This window comes from Microcystis sp. LEGE 08355, from assembly GCF_015207185.1.
Taxonomy (GTDB): Bacteria; Cyanobacteriota; Cyanobacteriia; order Cyanobacteriales; family Microcystaceae; genus Microcystis; species Microcystis panniformis.
This window is the reverse complement of sequence record NZ_JADEXI010000041.1, coordinates 1-15,822: the sequence shown is the minus strand read 5'-3', so window position 1 is coordinate 15,822 and position 15,822 is coordinate 1. Positions and strand designations below refer to the sequence as shown.

Below are 15,822 nucleotides of genomic sequence, written 5' to 3'. Positions count from 1 at the left end.
GAGTTATTTTGGCGCTGCTCGAGGGGGGAATTCTCAGCTTTCCTCGGGGTGGGGGTGGTGCTGGTTAACCATTGATTGAGACTGAGGAGACTATTAGCAATTAAAAAGATTACCATTGCCTGGATACCCCAAGGAGTAAAAAAGACATTTTTAGCTGGGGGATAGACTTTAATGATAGAAGCTTCTAGGTATTCTGGTTCCTGAGCGGTATCAATGGCTGAACTGGGTTGATGGACGATCGAGAGAGGCAAATCTTGGGAGGATGGGGATCGATCGGATTTCATGACGGTATTATAAGGTTATGCTGAAAAGTTAGCAGGTTTTTTCGTCCTAGTCTAACGTGGTATTCTCTAGATTTTCCCTATGTCTTTACATTCTCTTGCCAAAATTTTGGCGGCTATTACTCAACAGGAGGGTTGGGAAGAATATCGCCACTATGATCAAGTGCTGCAATTATGGCCAAAAATTATTAATCCCCGTCTGCTGGAGCAAACCCGGCCTTTTTCCCTCAATCGCGGGGTTTTATCGGTGGCTACCAGTAGTGCCGCTTTAGCCCAGGAATTGTCTTTACAACGCTATAGCTTATTAAAACGGCTTAATAGTCAGTTAGAGACTCCCTTGAGCGATATCCGCTTTTCTGCTGCCCGTTGGCAGCAAGATAGTCAGTTAATTCCCCCAGAAGCGATCTCGCCTAATTCCCTCAGAGATCATCCTAGCTATGTCACCCCGGAAAAACCGCCAGAAAATCCCCAGCAACCGGACATTTTAGAGACTTGGAGCCAGAAAATACGTCACAGAACCCGATCTTGGCCGATTTGTCCTCGTTGTCAGTCTCCCAGTCCCTCCGGAGAGCTTGAGCGTTGGCAATGTTGTGCTTTTTGTTTTGCCCAGTCGGGCGGAGTAAAAGATGCAATTTTTTTATAGTCTTGTGGAAAGAGTGGTTTTGAGTCAGGAATCAATTGGCCGATCTTTTCTGTCTTAATTGAACCTGTATTCATCAATTCTATTCAGCTAAGGCTTGATCCCCGCTTTGTTATCGCCGATACTAGAGCCGATAACCTCGGCCACAACTGAGTTTAACTCCTCAGTTTTGAGACAATGCTGCTTTTTGCAAAGTAACTATTAAAAGATTCTAAAAATAAAATTTTTTTTGGGGATCACTAAAAACTATATGGCATATCAGTTCTAGCTGTGGTAGTCGGGAAAATACCCTTGGCACGGGGTAGGACAATATTACACAGAGCAAAAAGAGAGTCATCCCTTGAGTTCCTTATAATCATCTTCCTTTTAAAGCCAACCCATGCAAGCCGCGAACTTTCTTACCTCTTCCTGTCGATACTGCCGATACTATCAAACCCAAGGTCGGCGCGGTGGCACTTGTCAACAACTAGATGTTCCCGTCGAAGCTCATTGGAAAGCCTGCGCTCTAGCGATGCCTCCTTTTAGTGCTGAATGGCAACAACTCAATCGGGTGGTTAGTTTAGAACAGTCTCTAGAATTAACCTGTGCAGTGTCGCCAACTCCCGTGGTGGTTTCCCCTCGTCGTCATGCTCCCCGACAACCGATCGCGGTTTAGAAGATCTGGGGCCTAAACAGGAGCAAAAAATTGGCGTTGCCCATTTAAAATATGAATTCACCCCTCCACATCTTTTAGGGCGCTATTTTTGAGATAATAGATGAGTTGATTGCCAAGATAAAGCGTCGCCAGAATGCCCCTGATGACTTCTCATCGTCCCCTAAAAATTGGTATAGTTGGCACAGGGTTCGCCGCTCAACGTCGCGCTGAAAGCTTGCAAGCGGATGATCGCGCGCAGCTTCTGCATTTTAGCGGTAATAGTCCCGAATCGATCGCTAATTTCTCGCAAAAATACCAAATTTCTGCCCTAGATTCAGCACTAAGCCTGGCCAGCCATCCCGATCTCGATCTGATTGTCATTGCCAACGTTAATCAGGCCCATGCCTCGATCGCCCGTACTGCCTTAAAATCCGGTAAGCACGTTATCGTCGAGTATCCTCTGGCTTTTCACCCGGCAGCGGCAGCAGAATTAATCACCCTAGCCGAAACCGAGAAGAAATTACTGCACGTCGAACATATTGAACTTTTGGGGGGACTGCATCAAACCCAACAGCAGTATTTAGCCACCCTCGGCAATATCCACCTAGCCCGTTATACCACGATCGCCACCGGCAGACCAGCGCCCCGGCGCTGGACATTTCATCGGGATTTATTCGGTTTTCCTTTGATCGCTGCCCTTTCTCGTATCCATCGCTTTACTAATTTATTTGGGGAAGTGGAGTCCGTATCCTGTCATTGTCGTTATTGGAATGCCCCGGAATCCGATTATTTTCTGGCCTGTTTGTGTGAGGCGCAGTTATTATTTAAAAATGGCTTAATTGCTGAAGTTACCTACGGTAAAGGGGAAGTTTTTTGGCAAAATGAGCGAACTTTCACTATTCATGGCGAGGGGGGCAGCTTAATGTTTGAAGGGGAAAAAGGGCAGTTAATTAATAGTGAAGGTAGCCAAGCTTTAGAAGTGGAAACCCGTCGCGGTCTTTTTGCCAAAGATACCGTCATGGTGTTAGATTATCTGTTCGATCGGATTCCCCTTTATGTTACTCCCCAAGCCAGTCTTTATGCCCTAGAAGTGGCATACGCTGCCTATCAATCTTCTTTGTCAGGAAAAACAGTTTTTCTCGGGGCTAATTAAACCGAATTAGACTTTTTGAATTAACTTTCTGCCTAGTAAACCCTGGGGACGAACTAACAACATAATAAAGAGAATAGCAAAAGCGATCGCCTCTCGATAACCGGAATATTCTGCGGGAACAAAAGCTTCGGCAATACCCAATAATAAACCACCGATTACTGCTCCGGGGATACTTCCCAATCCCCCTAAAACAATCACTCCTAAACCTTTTAATCCGAAAGCAATACCGAAATAGGGGCCAGCGATACTAACACTAGAACCGACTAAAGTTCCTGCTAAACCTGCCAAGGCACCACTAATAAAAAAGGTAATCACGATAAATTTTTCGGGATTGATCCCCAACAAACTGGCCGTGGTGACATCTTCAGCTACCGCTTGTAAAGCTTTGCCCATTTTGGTGAAATTAACCCAATAAGTTAGTAAAGCTACCATAACTGCTGAAACCAGAAAAATAATAATCTGAATTGTGCGAATTGCCACGGGGCGATCGGCTGTACCGAAATTAATTGCGGGGGGAAGATTGCCATAAATACCATCGGGAAAAGTATAAATTTCTGCCCCGAATAAGTATTGAATGACATTGACAATCACCACGGCTGCCCCTAGGCTAGAAACCAGAGTTAAGAGAGAATCGGAACCCCGTACCCGGAGGGGTTTAAAGGCCAATCTTTCCAGAAGAACCGAGGTGAAACCTGAAAGGATACAGCCTAGCAAGAGTGCTAAAAAAAAGGGCAAGGAAAAGGGTAATTTGGCATTAGCTAATAAACCATTAAAACCGAAAACTCCCCCCGCTAGAGCGTAGGTAAAATAGGCACCGAGGGTAAAAATTGCGCCATGGGCAAAATTGATAATCCCTAAAATGGAAAAAATCAAAGTGTAACCGAGGGCAAAAATAGCATAGACACTACCGATCGATAAACCGTTTAAAACCTGTTGAAAAATCGTTACTAGATCCATTGTCAGGGTTAGCTAGGGTAACTTTTGATTATAACTGACGGTCGCCACCACATCCGGTAAAGGACGCTGGAGTTTATATAACCAGAATAAACCGAAAATACCGATAGCGATCGCTCCTAAACTAATTATTTGCGCCATTTTCAAAAGCCCAAACATTAAACTATCGGTGCGTAGCCCCTCGATCCAGAATCTACCTAGACTGTAGGCGATAAAATAGACTAGGGTAAGGGTGCCAATTTTTAATTTACTAGGGTGTTTTAAACCCCAGAAAAATAGATAGATGAGTAGGGCAAAAACTGCCAGATTCCAGAGAGATTCGTAGAGAAAGGTGGGGTGAAAATAATCGACGGCGATATATTCTAAAGGACGACTAGCCGGAGGAATAAACAACTTCCAAGGTAAATTAGTCGGACTGCCAAAAGCTTCCGAATTAAAAAAGTTACCCCAACGTCCAATCGCTTGACCGAGAATAACTGAGGGGGCCACCAGATCGAGTAATTGCCAAAGAGAAACCCGATTAATGCGGGCAAAAATTAGGGCTGCCAGCAAACCCCCGATAATTGCCCCGTGAATAGCGATACCACCCTTCCAAATGGCGATAATATCAGCAGGATTTTGCGCGTATTCTTGCCACTGAAAGAGAACATAGTACAGACGGGCTGCAGGTATGGCCCCCACTACTAACCAAATGGCCAAATCAGCGATTAAATCGGGATTGATCGCTCTTTTTTGGGCGAGGTACTGGGAGAGGGTGACACCCAATAATACCGCCATAGCAATCAGAAATCCATACCAGCGCACCGGAATCGGTCCGATCTCCCAGAGGACGGGGCCAGGAGACTGAAAAACAAAACCTAAGAGCATAAAATTATTAAGAATAAAAAATTTTATCTTTCCTATAGTATCTTATGCTATGATTGAATACAGTAATACATTTGCGGATGTGGCGGAATTGGTAGACGCGCTAGATTTAGGTTCTAGTGTCTTTGATGTGTGGGTTCGAGTCCCTCCATCCGCATTAACCTTCGGGTCGATGAAGTGTAACCTAATTTGGTGTTGACGACCGACGACCCAAAAGGGGAAACTTGTTAATTTCCATTTTTGAGACTCCGGTTCAGATTTATTTTTTCAGCTGACTTCTTACCCAATTCCGAAATGCTTTTACTAACTCTAGGTAATCTGTCTGGCCAGCTTGTTGTAAAAATATAGCAATTTCTAAGATGGGTAAATTAGGAAAAAACTGACTGGTTGGGGAGGTGATATAAGTGCCATTTTGTAATTGTTGGATAACCAGAGATTCCCCATTATAAACCCAAACCTCTGCCACGCCTAGATCTGCATAAACCTGAAGGCGATTTTGAGAACTGCTGGTGACATCAATTTCTATGACTAAATCCGGTGCAGGGTCTTCATTTAAGTCCAGTCGCTTTTTCCCCCGAACCGCCTCAATATTATCAATGTAAAAGCATTCATCTGGTTCTGCACCACTCAATTTAGGGCGTTTAAAGGTGGTAGAACCAAGGGGATAAATCGGGACTACTGATTCTTCCGCTAGGGTTTCGACAAAGCGACCGATGAGGGTTTTACTAAATTCGTGTTCTGGGGAAGGAGCCATGATTTCTAAATTGCCACGATTGTAGGTCAGCCGCAGACGGCGATCGCTCATTTCTTCTAGCAGCGTTTCGTAGGTTCCCCAGCTAATCCCGGACAGGTGAATTATTTCAGCCGGCGGTGCGAGCAGTGTTGCAGTCATAGATTCAAGCAAAAATCCCATGCTTCCATAATAATCAAAGGGTGAGCATTGCCCACCCTTGCTAATTAAGCAGTTACTACCGGAGAAGCTAACCGTTTAAAGGTCAATCTTTCATCGGCCACATCGACAAAAATCGTGTCTCCCCCTTTGAATTCGCCGCGCAGAATTGCCTTAGCGATCGGAGTTTCCACATATCTTTGTACTGCCCGTTTTAAGGGTCGCGCACCGTACACTGGATCGTAACCAATTTCTGCTAGATAATCGAGGGCAATATCGGCAAGTTTCAGGGCTAATTTTTGTTCCATCAAGCGATCGCTGAGATTGGCTAACTGTAGTTTGACAATCGAGCGCAGTTGTGCTTTTTGTAAACTATGGAAAATGATCGTTTCATCGATACGATTGAGGAATTCGGGACGGAAACTATTCCGCATTGCTTCCATCACTCGTGCCTGCATTTCCTCATAACGAGACTCATCACCGGCCACGTCTAAAATGTATTGAGAACCGATATTACTGGTCATAATAATGATGGTATTTTTGAAATCAACCAGATGACCTTGAGAGTCGGTTAAGCGCCCATCGTCAAGGATTTGTAACATAACGTTAAAAACGTCGGGATGGGCTTTTTCAATCTCATCAAAGAGGATGACAGAGTAGGGACGACGCCGGATTGCCTCGGTTAATTGTCCCCCTTCATCGTAGCCGACGTATCCTGGAGGCGCGCCCATGAGACGGGAAACGCTGTGTTTTTCCATGTATTCCGACATATCGATGCGAACTAGAGCCTCTTCGGTGTCAAAGAGATTGCGCGCTAGGGCTTTCGCCAATTCTGTCTTACCAACACCCGTCGGACCGAGGAAAATAAAGCTGGCCGTGGGACGGTTTGGGTCCGATAAACCGGCGCGGGAACGTTGAATCGCTTCGGCCACGGCTGTGACTGCTTCCTCTTGACCGATGACACTTTCGTGTAATTCGTCTTCCAGATTGAGGAGTTTTTCTTTTTCCGATTCGATCAATTTATTGAGAGGAATTCCCGTCCATTTCGAGATAATTTCGGCGATATCCGATTCGATAACTTCTTCCCTTAATAAACTTTTACCGGTGGTTTGTTTGTCGGCCAATTGAGTTTCTAGGGCGGACATTTGCCGCTGCAGATCGGTTAATTTTCCGAACTTTAATTCGGCGGCGCGATTATAATCATAATCTCGTTCGGCCTGTTGGATTTCTAGATTAACTTGTTCGATCGCTTCTTTAACCCCACGAACTTTATCGATAATCTCTTTTTCTCCTTGCCATTGGGCATTTAATCCCGATTGTTCTTCCTTGAGGTTAGCCAGTTCTTTTTCTAACTTTTCTAACCGTTCTCGCGAAGCTGGATCGTATTCCCGTTGTAGGGAAAGTCTTTCCATTTCTAGCTGGAGAATTTTGCGATCAATTTCATCGAGTTCTTCCGGTTTAGAGGTGATTTCCATTTTCAATTTGGCTGCCGCTTCATCAACTAAATCAATGGCCTTATCGGGCAAAAAGCGATCGCTAATATAACGATTAGAAAGCAGTGCCGCTGCCACTAAAGCATTATCGGCAATTTTCACCCCATGATGCACCTCATAACGTTCTTTAAGACCGCGAAGAATCGAAATAGTATCGACCACATTTGGTTCATCTACTAAAACCTCTTGGAAGCGTCTTTCTAACGCCGCATCTTTTTCGATATATTTGCGGTATTCATCGAGGGTAGTGGCTCCGATACAACGCAATTCACCCCGGGCTAACATTGGTTTTAATAAATTGCCCGCATCCATTGCCCCTTGAGTGGCTCCCGCACCGACAACGGTGTGAATTTCGTCAATAAACATGATGATATTGCCTTGGGAATCGGTGACTTCCTTGAGGACAGCTTTTAATCTTTCCTCAAACTCTCCGCGATATTTTGCTCCCGCAATTAAGCCACCCAAATCGAGAGAAATAAGAGTCCGATCTAACAGAGATTCTGGCACATCACGGTTAATAATCCGCTGGGCTAATCCTTCGACAATGGCCGTTTTTCCTACTCCCGGTTCCCCGATTAAAACTGGGTTATTTTTAGTTCTGCGAGAGAGAATCTGAATGGTGCGACGGATTTCGTCATCCCGTCCAATTACGGGGTCTAATTTACCTTCCCGCGCCAATTGGGTCAGATCCCGTCCGTATTTTTCTAGGGCCTCGTATTTGCCTTCTGGATTCTGATCGGTCACTTTTTGACTACCTCTGACTTGTTGAATAATTTCCTTGAGTTTGCTTTCGGTAAGTCCGAATTCTTGAAAAATATTTTTACCGAAGCGATCATCTTTAGCATAACCTAAAATCAAATGCTCGATCGAGATAAAGTCATCTCCAAATTCTCGACGATAATTTTCCGCTCGATCGAGTAAACTATCTAAACTACGACCTAAATAAATCGAGTCGCCGGGGTTAGATATTTTCGGTTGACGACGGATAAAGTCATCGGTTCGATCCCGCAAACGGGCTAAACTAATATTAGCTTTACTAAAGACACTGCCCGCTAATCCCTCCTGTTCAAGAAGGGCTTTCATCAGATGTTCGCTTTCGATTTGTTGCTGGCTGTTCTGTTTGGCAATGTCCGGCGTTTTGACGATTGCCTCCCAAGCTTTTTCTGTAAATTGTTGTGGATTGGTTGGCTGCATTTTCTATAAGAGATTACTTTTATACCCTAGAGATTATTCTAGATTGACCGGTTTGTCGGCTCCTAGGGGCTTACCGTACCTAGTTCAGGGGGATTTCCCCTCAATGGTGCGATTTAAGCCGCTAAAGTTTATAAGCTGTCAGGGATTTAAACTGCGTCTGGGAAATTTTAGTACAAATGCTCGGATTCTCAACCAAGCTAAAATCTTAATTATTAAAGATGTTCACTGATGACTGATTACTGATGACTGTTTACAAGGGCCGAATCTAAAACCTAAGTAGGGAGGCACAATTATTTGTAGGATGGGTTAGCGGTAGCGTAACATAATCGGGCGTTGGGTTTCATGCTTCAACCCAACCTACGTTCTGATGACTGATTACTGATAACTGATGACTGATTAATTTCCCCCTAAAATACTCTCTAAGCGATTAAAGATTTAACTTTACTAATGATACCAACTGGGTCAATACCTTGGTGGGGGAATTGTTCCCATAAACCGCCACAACCTTCATGGTGAGTACCGATATAGGCGTATTTAGGAGTTAAACCGCGTTCGAGTAACCAAGAACCATAACGGCTACCTAAACCCGTGCGACGGTTAAATGCTTCTACCACTAAAACAAAGGGAGAATTACCAACTTTAGCGATAATTTCTTCATCCACTACATTGAGGGTCGGTTTATTAATTAAACCCACGTCGATCCCTTCTTGTTTTAAGCGTTCCACTGCATCTAAAGCGCGGTATAAACCATCGCCAAAGCTGATGATATAACCGGCAGTGCCTTCCCGAATTACTTCATCTTTTCCGGGGACAAAGCTATAACCATCGCCAAAGAAATTATGACCGTTAGTATCAAGAATATTGGGAGTTTTAGAACGAGTCGAGAAGATAAAACGTAAACCGGGTTGATGGAAAGTTGCCTCGACACAAGCGGTCATTTGTGCCGCATCGGCCGGGAAATAAAGACGGGTTTCGTAACCGTCATCTAGTCCATTGTCGGCAAAGAAATTATTCAAACCAAAGTGACAGGTATTATCCGCCATGTCATCGATACCAGAATGGGAAAAATGACATAAAAGATTAGAATAATTCAAACGCGCCATGGTGATTTCAGAAATACACATTTCTAGAAAAGCGGCAAAGGTGGCGAAAATTCCCTGTTTACCTTTTTCCATACCAAAACCAGCAGCCGCCGAAAGATTGCCCCGTTCCATAATACCGGAAGGAATAAACACTTCGGGATGTTTATCGTGGATAATTTTCAGACCGCAGGAACCTTCTAAATCGCTATCTACTACTAATACCTTAGCCTTGCGTTCTTCCTCGCTCATTTTGCCTAAAAGACTGACTACTGCTTCGCCGAAAACGTTGCGGTTAGAACCCCATTTATCCCCAGAACCGAGGAATTTATAGTCATTAGAAGGCTTCTTAATACTGTTGAGATATTCCACGGCGGCACTGTGTCCTTTTGCCTCTAAATATTTCAAAGCCAAGGGGACAGAAATCACATCATGACCGTGGTTAGAACCTTCTAAACCTTCAATTCCGGGACACATGGGACGTTTATTAATAATCGCAATCGGGCCAGGAGTATTAATTGCTTCACAGATATTGCGATACAAACTATCGATATCTTCCCCATCTCCCACTAACACTTTTAGTCCATGGCCGGTGAGAGTTTTAGCCACATCATAACCGGGTAAATATTTGGAAGGATTACCAGCAATCGTCACATCATTATCATCAATAATTAGCTTAACATTGATGTGTTGAGCCACGGCTAAACGGGCAGCTTCCGCGTCATTGCCTTCCTGTTGAGAACCATCGGAACCTAAACAAAAAACGGTTTTTCCGGGGTTAGCTAAAGCGACACCGTTAACGTAGGGCCACATATGTCCTAAACGGCCAGAACTAAATTTTACGCCGGGGGTTAATCCTAATTCCGGGTGTCCGGGGAGTTTAGAATTAGCCTCGCGGTAGTGCATTAATTGTTCTGGGGGTAAAGAACCTTCTAACGCAGACATGAGATATTGAGTACCGACGCGGTGTCCTGCTTCATCGAAGAAGATTGGTACAAATTGACTAGGTTGACTGCGGAAAAGAGCATCGAGAATCACCACTTCCGGGACGGTATCGTAGGGGCCGCCGGTGTGTCCACCCACACCCCGGGCCGCACCCGTAGCAGTAAAAAAGATGATAGCATCGCGACAGAGTTGGATATTGGCTTTTAGGGCGCTTCTTTGGTCGTCGGTGAGGGTGGGGTTACTGGGGTCGAGACTGATGGGTTTATAGGCGCTCAAATCGATGGGAAAGGTTGTCATCGTAGATTTTCCTTAATGTAGAGAAATAACTATAGTCAGGGAAATCATAGCCTAGAATGTCACCCGATCGATTGATTGAATAATTTCTTATCATAGATGTAGTCCCTAATACAAAAGTTTTACCCCTGCTGGGATAGCGTCCACGGTCCGGGACGGGGGAAATCTTAAAAAAGATACGGGAAAAAAAGCTGTTCTTGAGGGCAATGGTCCAGAATGGCAGCTAAGACCGAGTAAAAAGGGGAAAGAGGAAAGGAAAAAGTAAAAAGGATAACCTTTGACTGTATAGCGTTTCTCAGAGGGATGAAGTATGACCTGATTCTCGGTTGATATTACTGCAATCTCTAGCCAAAAAATCGGCCCATAATTAACAAAAACTAGATTTAAGGTAAAAACTATGTGTTTAGGCATACCGGGACAAATTACGGCAATTATTGATGAAAACCATCATCTCGCTCTCGTCGATGTGGGGGGTGTAAAAAGAGAAGTAAATATTACTTGCATTGTTGATGAAGACCATCCCGCTAATACCTGTGTAGGGGATTGGGTATTAGTTCATGTGGGTTTTGCTATGAATCGAATCGATGAAGATGAGGCGCAAGAAACCTTGAATTTATTAACACAATTAGTGGAATTAGAGGCAGAATTTAATCATAATTAATGTTCTTAAAGTAGTCACCCATAAATTAATGCTGTTGTCTATCTCTAAGAAATGTAAATTACGGCAATTATTACTGACGACCGACAGCTAAAAATTATAATTAAAGGAGATAAACTATGAAATACGTTGACGAATTTCGTGATCCAGTTAAAGCGTCGGGATTAATTGAAAAAATTGAACAATTATCGATAAGAATCTCTGAAAAGCGGCAAAAAGTTACTAAAATTATGGAGGTTTGTGGAGGTCATACCCACTCAATTTTTAGATACGGTATCGAGGCCATACTTCCGGAAACTATCGAATTAATTCATGGTCCTGGATGTCCCGTTTGTGTGATGCCGCGAGGTCGTTTAGATGATGCCATTTTTCTCGCACAACAACCGAACGTAATTCTGACAACTTTTGGCGATACTATGCGTGTCCCCGGTTCCCATTTGAGTCTGCTGCAAGCACGAGCAAAAGGTGATGATATTCGCATGGTTTATTCTCCTCGCGATGCCTTAAAAATTGCCAGAGAAAATCCCGATAAAGAAGTAATATTTTTAGCATTAGGTTTTGAAACAACCGTTCCTAGCACCGCTTTAACTGTTTTAGAAGCGCAAAGAGATGGTATCACTAATTTTAGTTTATTTTCTAATCATGTGGTGATTATTCCCGCTCTGAAAGCTTTGTTAGATAACCCAGATTTACAGTTAGACGGTTTTGTTGGTCCCGGTCATGTCAGCATGGTAATTGGCACAGAACCCTATCAAGTTATTGCCCAAGAATATCATAAACCTGTGGTAGTTTCTGGGTTTGAACCTTTGGATATTCTCCAATCAATTTGGATGGTATTAAAACAATTAGATGAGCAGAGATGTGAGATAGAAAATCAGTACGATCGAGTGGTACAAAATCAAGGAAATAGAGTCGCTTTATCGGCAATCAACCAAGTTTTTGAACTGCGGGATCAGTTTGAATGGCGAGGTTTAGGAGAAATTGCTCAAGGAGGATTAAAACTGCGAGATGAGTACAGTAATTTTGACGCGGAGAAAAAATTTACCCTACCCAATCAGCGTGTTAAAGATCACAAAGCTTGTCAGTGTGGCGAAATTCTTAAAGGTGTTTTAAAACCCTGGGAATGTAAAGTATTTGGCACTGCTTGTACTCCCGAACATCCCATCGGTACTTGTATGGTTTCTAGTGAAGGTGCTTGTGCCGCTTATTATAAGTATGGTAGAAATTAGTAAATTTTTTTACTGATTAAGGTTCCTTTCCGGTGAGGAAACGCTAGAATTATTACCAGAAGAAATTAACAATCTCTCGGTGATAAAAAAGATGAAGATCAAAAATAATCTGGGTTTATTTGGCTTAACTACCTCTGTGCTGCTAGTTATCGCTTCGGAAATCGTTCTTGCTTCCCAAGAACAAACCCTAGAACTGCAACCAAGTCAACCCCCCAGCGCCGATTTTTTCAAACCCGTCACCAATCTAATTAAAGACTTAAACCATCAGGGAGTAACCATCACCGATCCCAATGATCCCATGGCGGTGCGCTACCGAGTCAATTCCCCCTGTGCTGGTTGTTCGCTTTATCTAGGCACGGGAGTTGCCAATCCTCGCACCCAGACTAATAATAATGGCATGGGAATCAATTTTGGTCTTGGTTTCACCATGCCTTTTTCACCCTAAATACCGATGACATATTTACGCCATTCGTGATTGTGATTCTCCCTGGTGTGCTTTAATAGCTCAAAGTGGAGACTACTGTAGGGACGACGGGGTTGGGCGTGCAGGGACATATTGGCCTCTTTTGGTGTACGATTGCCCTTATGCACATTACAACGCACACAAGCCGCCACGAGATTCTCCCAGGTATCACCCCCTCCGCGAGAACGGGGAATCACATGATCGATGGTTAATTGTTCACCTCGGTAGAGACAGTATTGACAGGTGTGATGGTCTCGTTCGAGAATATTACGACGGGTTAAAGGAATTTCCTTGTAGGGAACACGGACGTATTGCCTAAGACGGATAACAGAAGGTAGGGGTAAGTCACGACAAACCACTTTTCCGTTATGTTCTAGGGATTCAGCTTTTCCTTTCAACAACAAAACGATCGCGCGCCGCCAACTGGTAATATTTAGCGGTTCGTAGGAGGCATTCAACACGAGAACCTTGCTCATAGGTGTCTGGAGATCGCTTGAATTTACCCCGCATGGTAACACAGATCCCTGAGATGGGAACCTATTATTCTAAATCCGTTGAGTATAGATCTGGTAGGGTGCGTGTTTGCGGCGATAATCTCTGACAAAAAACCTAAATTAACAATCCGCACCCCACGCACCAACTTGATTATTAAATTGGTGCGTTACGCTTTGGCTAACGCACCCTACTGTTTCAGCTAAAATAGGGCAATAGATTTCGGCTTAAAGTCTTAGATTATAGAATTTCTAGCATTTTTCTAATACACCAAATTAGCTGAAACAATCCACTAAGGTTTATGTTTTTGTTTGTGGCGATTATCTCTGATAAAAACCTAAATCCTTTGAGTATAGGCTACATATCAGGACAGGCACTCATGCAAAAGGGGGAATAAATAATCAGTCTTTTAATAACCAGATTTAGTATGAACTCTCGAAAATTAATTATGCAAGAACTCTAATCATATTATTGAAAACGGATTTAATATAATTAGCAAAACTAATGATACATATATATATATATGCAAATAATTTATATATAATTGACAGTAAAAAGAAACGCCATTAGGATGCCAACAAAGATTAATTTAATGAATCAAGCTAGACATCCAAGCAGAAGGCATAAGTGGATTTTCCAACACTTCCCCCAATACTTCTAGAAGATGGCTCAAGTCTTTTGGGAGTAGATCAGACTTTGATGGCGACAGCGCCATCTATGCTGGCTCCGACAACGCCAGAGGTGGTTCCTCAAGTCACACCTCTCACCCCATCTTCCCCTAGCAATTTTATTGCTCCCGTGAGCGCGACGGTGAGTGATAACTTAGCTAATCAAAGTGACTCTCTGCTATCAACCCCATTATTAGTTAATCCAGAGGCTGCTAATTTCTCCTTTTCAGACCAAGATACTTCTTGGACAGGAACCCCTCAAGTCACTCAACTAGATGATTTAGGCGAGGTTTTAGTCGTTCCGGGTAATCCCTCAGAAAGGGTGAATATGGTTGTCCAGTGGACATTGCGAGAGGCAGATTTTAATAATGAAGTGGGATTCTTTCTGGTGGATGCTTTAGGTGGGGTAGAAGGTATCGCCCCCGGTGAACCAGGATTCGCCGAAGCCGCTTTAAGCAGTTCCAGCCGGCAAACTCTCTTCAATTCGGGTAATCAAGCGGGAAATTGGCGGGAATTTACCGTTGCGGGGGGTAGTCGTCTAGGGTTTTATGTGATTCAAAACAGTACTAGCGCTAATTGGTTAGAAAATAATCGACAAAATCAGGGTCAATCTGGGTTAGCTTTTTTCTCCCTGAAAGGAGCTAATCCTGATAACTTTGATCATTCCCAAAGTAGTCATCTTGGTCGCGGAATCTGGCGGTTTAACTGGGAAGATTTGACGGGTGGAGGAGATCAAGATTTTAACGATGTTGTTTTTAATATTGCTCAAGCAGGAATTGTCTTACCCGGAGACAAAGGACAGCAGGTTCCCCTCACAGTGGAGGCTGTCAGTCAGGATAATACTTTTCCAAACGAGATGGGTTATTATTTGGTTGATACCCCGGATGGCGAGATTAATGGGATTAAACCAGGGGATCAGGGTTATTTAGATGCGGCCTTGTCAGGCGATCGCCACCAGGTGATTTTTGCCTCTGGGAAAGCGTTTGATAGTAAAACTTTTAACGTCCCTTCTGGGAAATATCTGGGATGGTATCTAGTCGCTAATGGGACAACAGATCAGGCGATCGCCAAGGGGGAAAATGCCCCGCCGGTTTTCTTTTCCTTTGCGGCAGCCAATGAGGATGGTTTAAATCATGTCCATGCTCAACAGGATAGTCAGACCTGGGCCTGGGAAGATTTTTGGGGCGGCGGCGATCGCGATTTTGATGATTTAGTGTTTCGGTTCAGTTTCGGGGAACCCACTGGAGAACCGATTCAGTTACCGTCTTTGAGCATTGAAAATACCACAGTGACGGAGGGGAATATAGGAACTGAAGCTGCTAATTTTACAGTTCGTTTATCAGCCCCTACAAACACAACAGTAACGGCTCAATTTACGACGACGGATGGAACTGCCCAAGCGGGTACAGATTATGAATCCTCAACGGGAATTTTGACGTTTGCACCGGGAGAAGTGGAGAAAAATATCGCAGTTGCTGTGAAGGGCGATACAATTAGCGAGCCTACGGAAACCTTCACGGTCAATTTAACAGGAGTGACCAATGCTATTCTGATTCAAGGTGAGGGAATTGGTACGATTATAGATAATGATAATTCGCCGAATCCACCTGATAATAATCCTCCTGTCACCGATGCGGATAAAACTATTACTTTACCAGAAGATAGTCAACCTATCCCCTTAAATATTAATCCACCTACAGATATTGATGGGGATACTTTAACGGTTTCTGTCACTCAATTACCAGATAACAGCAAAGGAAAAATAACTTTAGCTGATGGTACAGTTATTAATGTGGGTGATAAGATTTCGATTAATTCTCTAACTTCTTTGCTATACACACCTCTAGCAGATGTTAATGGTAATGGTGGCAATTTTGTTTATACTGTGAGTG

Annotated in this window: 13 protein-coding genes, 1 tRNA gene and 1 pseudogene; 8 read left to right on the top strand and 7 right to left on the bottom strand. The window is 43.6% G+C overall.

Annotated elements, in window-relative coordinates:
- Positions 1 to 284 (bottom strand): annotated as a pseudogene (locus IQ242_RS03840) (hypothetical protein); the annotation flags it as partial.
- A gap of 79 nt (positions 285 to 363) precedes the next feature.
- Between IQ242_RS03840 and IQ242_RS03835 the strand changes: the two are divergent.
- The 3 genes from IQ242_RS03835 to IQ242_RS03825 all read left to right on the top strand — a co-directional run bounded on the left by IQ242_RS03835 (position 364) and on the right by IQ242_RS03825 (position 2,708).
- Positions 364 to 924, top strand: a complete 561-nt coding sequence (locus tag IQ242_RS03835) for a DUF721 domain-containing protein (RefSeq protein WP_193959089.1) — start codon at positions 364 to 366, stop codon at positions 922 to 924.
- Between the two features lie 376 nt (positions 925 to 1,300).
- On the top strand, positions 1,301 to 1,576 hold the full coding sequence (locus IQ242_RS03830) for a hypothetical protein (protein ID WP_002757677.1): 276 nt from the start codon (positions 1,301 to 1,303) through the stop codon (positions 1,574 to 1,576).
- Positions 1,577 to 1,709: 133 nt separating this feature from the next.
- Entirely contained in the window at positions 1,710 to 2,708 is a 999-nt protein-coding gene (locus IQ242_RS03825) for a Gfo/Idh/MocA family protein (protein ID WP_193959088.1), read from the top strand.
- A gap of 6 nt (positions 2,709 to 2,714) precedes the next feature.
- Here IQ242_RS03825 and IQ242_RS03820 read toward each other — a convergent pair whose 3' ends face one another.
- Together IQ242_RS03820 and lgt are read right to left on the bottom strand one after the other, a co-directional pair.
- The gene (locus tag IQ242_RS03820; RefSeq protein WP_002757675.1) at positions 2,715 to 3,665 is read right to left on the bottom strand and encodes a branched-chain amino acid ABC transporter permease; all 951 of its coding nucleotides are present in this window, start codon (positions 3,663 to 3,665) and stop codon (positions 2,715 to 2,717) included.
- Between the two features lie 12 nt (positions 3,666 to 3,677).
- Complete coding sequence (gene lgt / locus IQ242_RS03815) at positions 3,678 to 4,529, bottom strand: prolipoprotein diacylglyceryl transferase (protein ID WP_193959087.1); 852 nt, start codon at positions 4,527 to 4,529, stop codon at positions 3,678 to 3,680.
- Between the two features lie 73 nt (positions 4,530 to 4,602).
- Here lgt and IQ242_RS03810 point away from each other — a divergent pair.
- Positions 4,603 to 4,683, top strand: a tRNA-Leu gene (locus IQ242_RS03810).
- A gap of 102 nt (positions 4,684 to 4,785) precedes the next feature.
- On the opposite strand, the gene IQ242_RS03805 is transcribed toward IQ242_RS03810, so the two are convergent.
- The 3 genes from IQ242_RS03805 to IQ242_RS03795 all read right to left on the bottom strand — a co-directional run bounded on the left by IQ242_RS03805 (position 4,786) and on the right by IQ242_RS03795 (position 10,423).
- Positions 4,786 to 5,418 carry a Uma2 family endonuclease gene (locus IQ242_RS03805; RefSeq protein WP_193959086.1) on the bottom strand — a complete coding sequence of 211 codons (633 nt, stop codon included), beginning with the start codon at positions 5,416 to 5,418 and terminating at the stop codon, positions 4,786 to 4,788.
- A 65-nt stretch (positions 5,419 to 5,483) separates the two neighbouring features.
- Complete coding sequence (gene clpB / locus IQ242_RS03800; RefSeq protein ID WP_193959085.1) at positions 5,484 to 8,102, bottom strand: ATP-dependent chaperone ClpB; 2,619 nt, start codon at positions 8,100 to 8,102, stop codon at positions 5,484 to 5,486.
- 419 nt (positions 8,103 to 8,521) lie between these two features.
- Positions 8,522 to 10,423, bottom strand: coding sequence for a transketolase C-terminal domain-containing protein (locus tag IQ242_RS03795; protein WP_193959084.1), 1,902 nt, complete (start codon positions 10,421 to 10,423; stop codon positions 8,522 to 8,524).
- Between the two features lie 394 nt (positions 10,424 to 10,817).
- Here IQ242_RS03795 and IQ242_RS03790 point away from each other — a divergent pair, with 394 nt between their 5' ends.
- The 3 genes from IQ242_RS03790 to IQ242_RS03780 all read left to right on the top strand — a co-directional run bounded on the left by IQ242_RS03790 (position 10,818) and on the right by IQ242_RS03780 (position 12,752).
- Positions 10,818 to 11,081 (top strand): HypC/HybG/HupF family hydrogenase formation chaperone, encoded by a 264-nt coding sequence (locus IQ242_RS03790; protein WP_002766942.1) that lies wholly within the window; start codon positions 10,818 to 10,820, stop codon positions 11,079 to 11,081.
- 116 nt (positions 11,082 to 11,197) lie between these two features.
- On the top strand, positions 11,198 to 12,307 hold the full coding sequence (hypD, locus tag IQ242_RS03785) for a hydrogenase formation protein HypD (protein ID WP_193959083.1): 1,110 nt from the start codon (positions 11,198 to 11,200) through the stop codon (positions 12,305 to 12,307).
- Positions 12,308 to 12,398: 91 nt separating this feature from the next.
- On the top strand, positions 12,399 to 12,752 hold the full coding sequence (locus tag IQ242_RS03780; protein WP_193959082.1) for a hypothetical protein: 354 nt from the start codon (positions 12,399 to 12,401) through the stop codon (positions 12,750 to 12,752).
- On the opposite strand, the gene IQ242_RS03775 is transcribed toward IQ242_RS03780, so the two are convergent.
- Complete coding sequence (locus IQ242_RS03775; protein ID WP_012268298.1) at positions 12,749 to 13,246, bottom strand: HNH endonuclease; 498 nt, start codon at positions 13,244 to 13,246, stop codon at positions 12,749 to 12,751. The two genes, IQ242_RS03780 and IQ242_RS03775, sit on opposite strands and share 4 nt — an antisense overlap.
- 715 nt (positions 13,247 to 13,961) lie before the next feature.
- Here IQ242_RS03775 and IQ242_RS03770 point away from each other — a divergent pair.
- Positions 13,962 to 15,822 (top strand): DUF4114 domain-containing protein (locus IQ242_RS03770; RefSeq protein ID WP_228020803.1); only part of this gene is annotated, 1,861 nt, incomplete at its 3' end.

Coding starts and splice junctions, on each gene's coding strand:
- IQ242_RS03825 (WP_193959088.1), top strand. CDS start 1,710: ATGCCCCTGATGACTTCTCATCGTCCCCTAAAAATTGGTATAGTTGGC.
- IQ242_RS03790 (WP_002766942.1), top strand. CDS start 10,818: ATGTGTTTAGGCATACCGGGACAAATTACGGCAATTATTGATGAAAAC.
- IQ242_RS03830 (WP_002757677.1), top strand. CDS start 1,301: ATGCAAGCCGCGAACTTTCTTACCTCTTCCTGTCGATACTGCCGATAC.
- lgt (WP_193959087.1), bottom strand. CDS start 4,529: ATGCTCTTAGGTTTTGTTTTTCAGTCTCCTGGCCCCGTCCTCTGGGAG.
- IQ242_RS03820 (WP_002757675.1), bottom strand. CDS start 3,665: ATGGATCTAGTAACGATTTTTCAACAGGTTTTAAACGGTTTATCGATC.
- IQ242_RS03805 (WP_193959086.1), bottom strand. CDS start 5,418: ATGACTGCAACACTGCTCGCACCGCCGGCTGAAATAATTCACCTGTCC.
- hypD (WP_193959083.1), top strand. CDS start 11,198: ATGAAATACGTTGACGAATTTCGTGATCCAGTTAAAGCGTCGGGATTA.
- IQ242_RS03775 (WP_012268298.1), bottom strand. CDS start 13,246: ATGAGCAAGGTTCTCGTGTTGAATGCCTCCTACGAACCGCTAAATATT.
- IQ242_RS03835 (WP_193959089.1), top strand. CDS start 364: ATGTCTTTACATTCTCTTGCCAAAATTTTGGCGGCTATTACTCAACAG.
- IQ242_RS03795 (WP_193959084.1), bottom strand. CDS start 10,423: ATGACAACCTTTCCCATCGATTTGAGCGCCTATAAACCCATCAGTCTC.
- IQ242_RS03780 (WP_193959082.1), top strand. CDS start 12,399: ATGAAGATCAAAAATAATCTGGGTTTATTTGGCTTAACTACCTCTGTG.
- clpB (WP_193959085.1), bottom strand. CDS start 8,102: ATGCAGCCAACCAATCCACAACAATTTACAGAAAAAGCTTGGGAGGCA.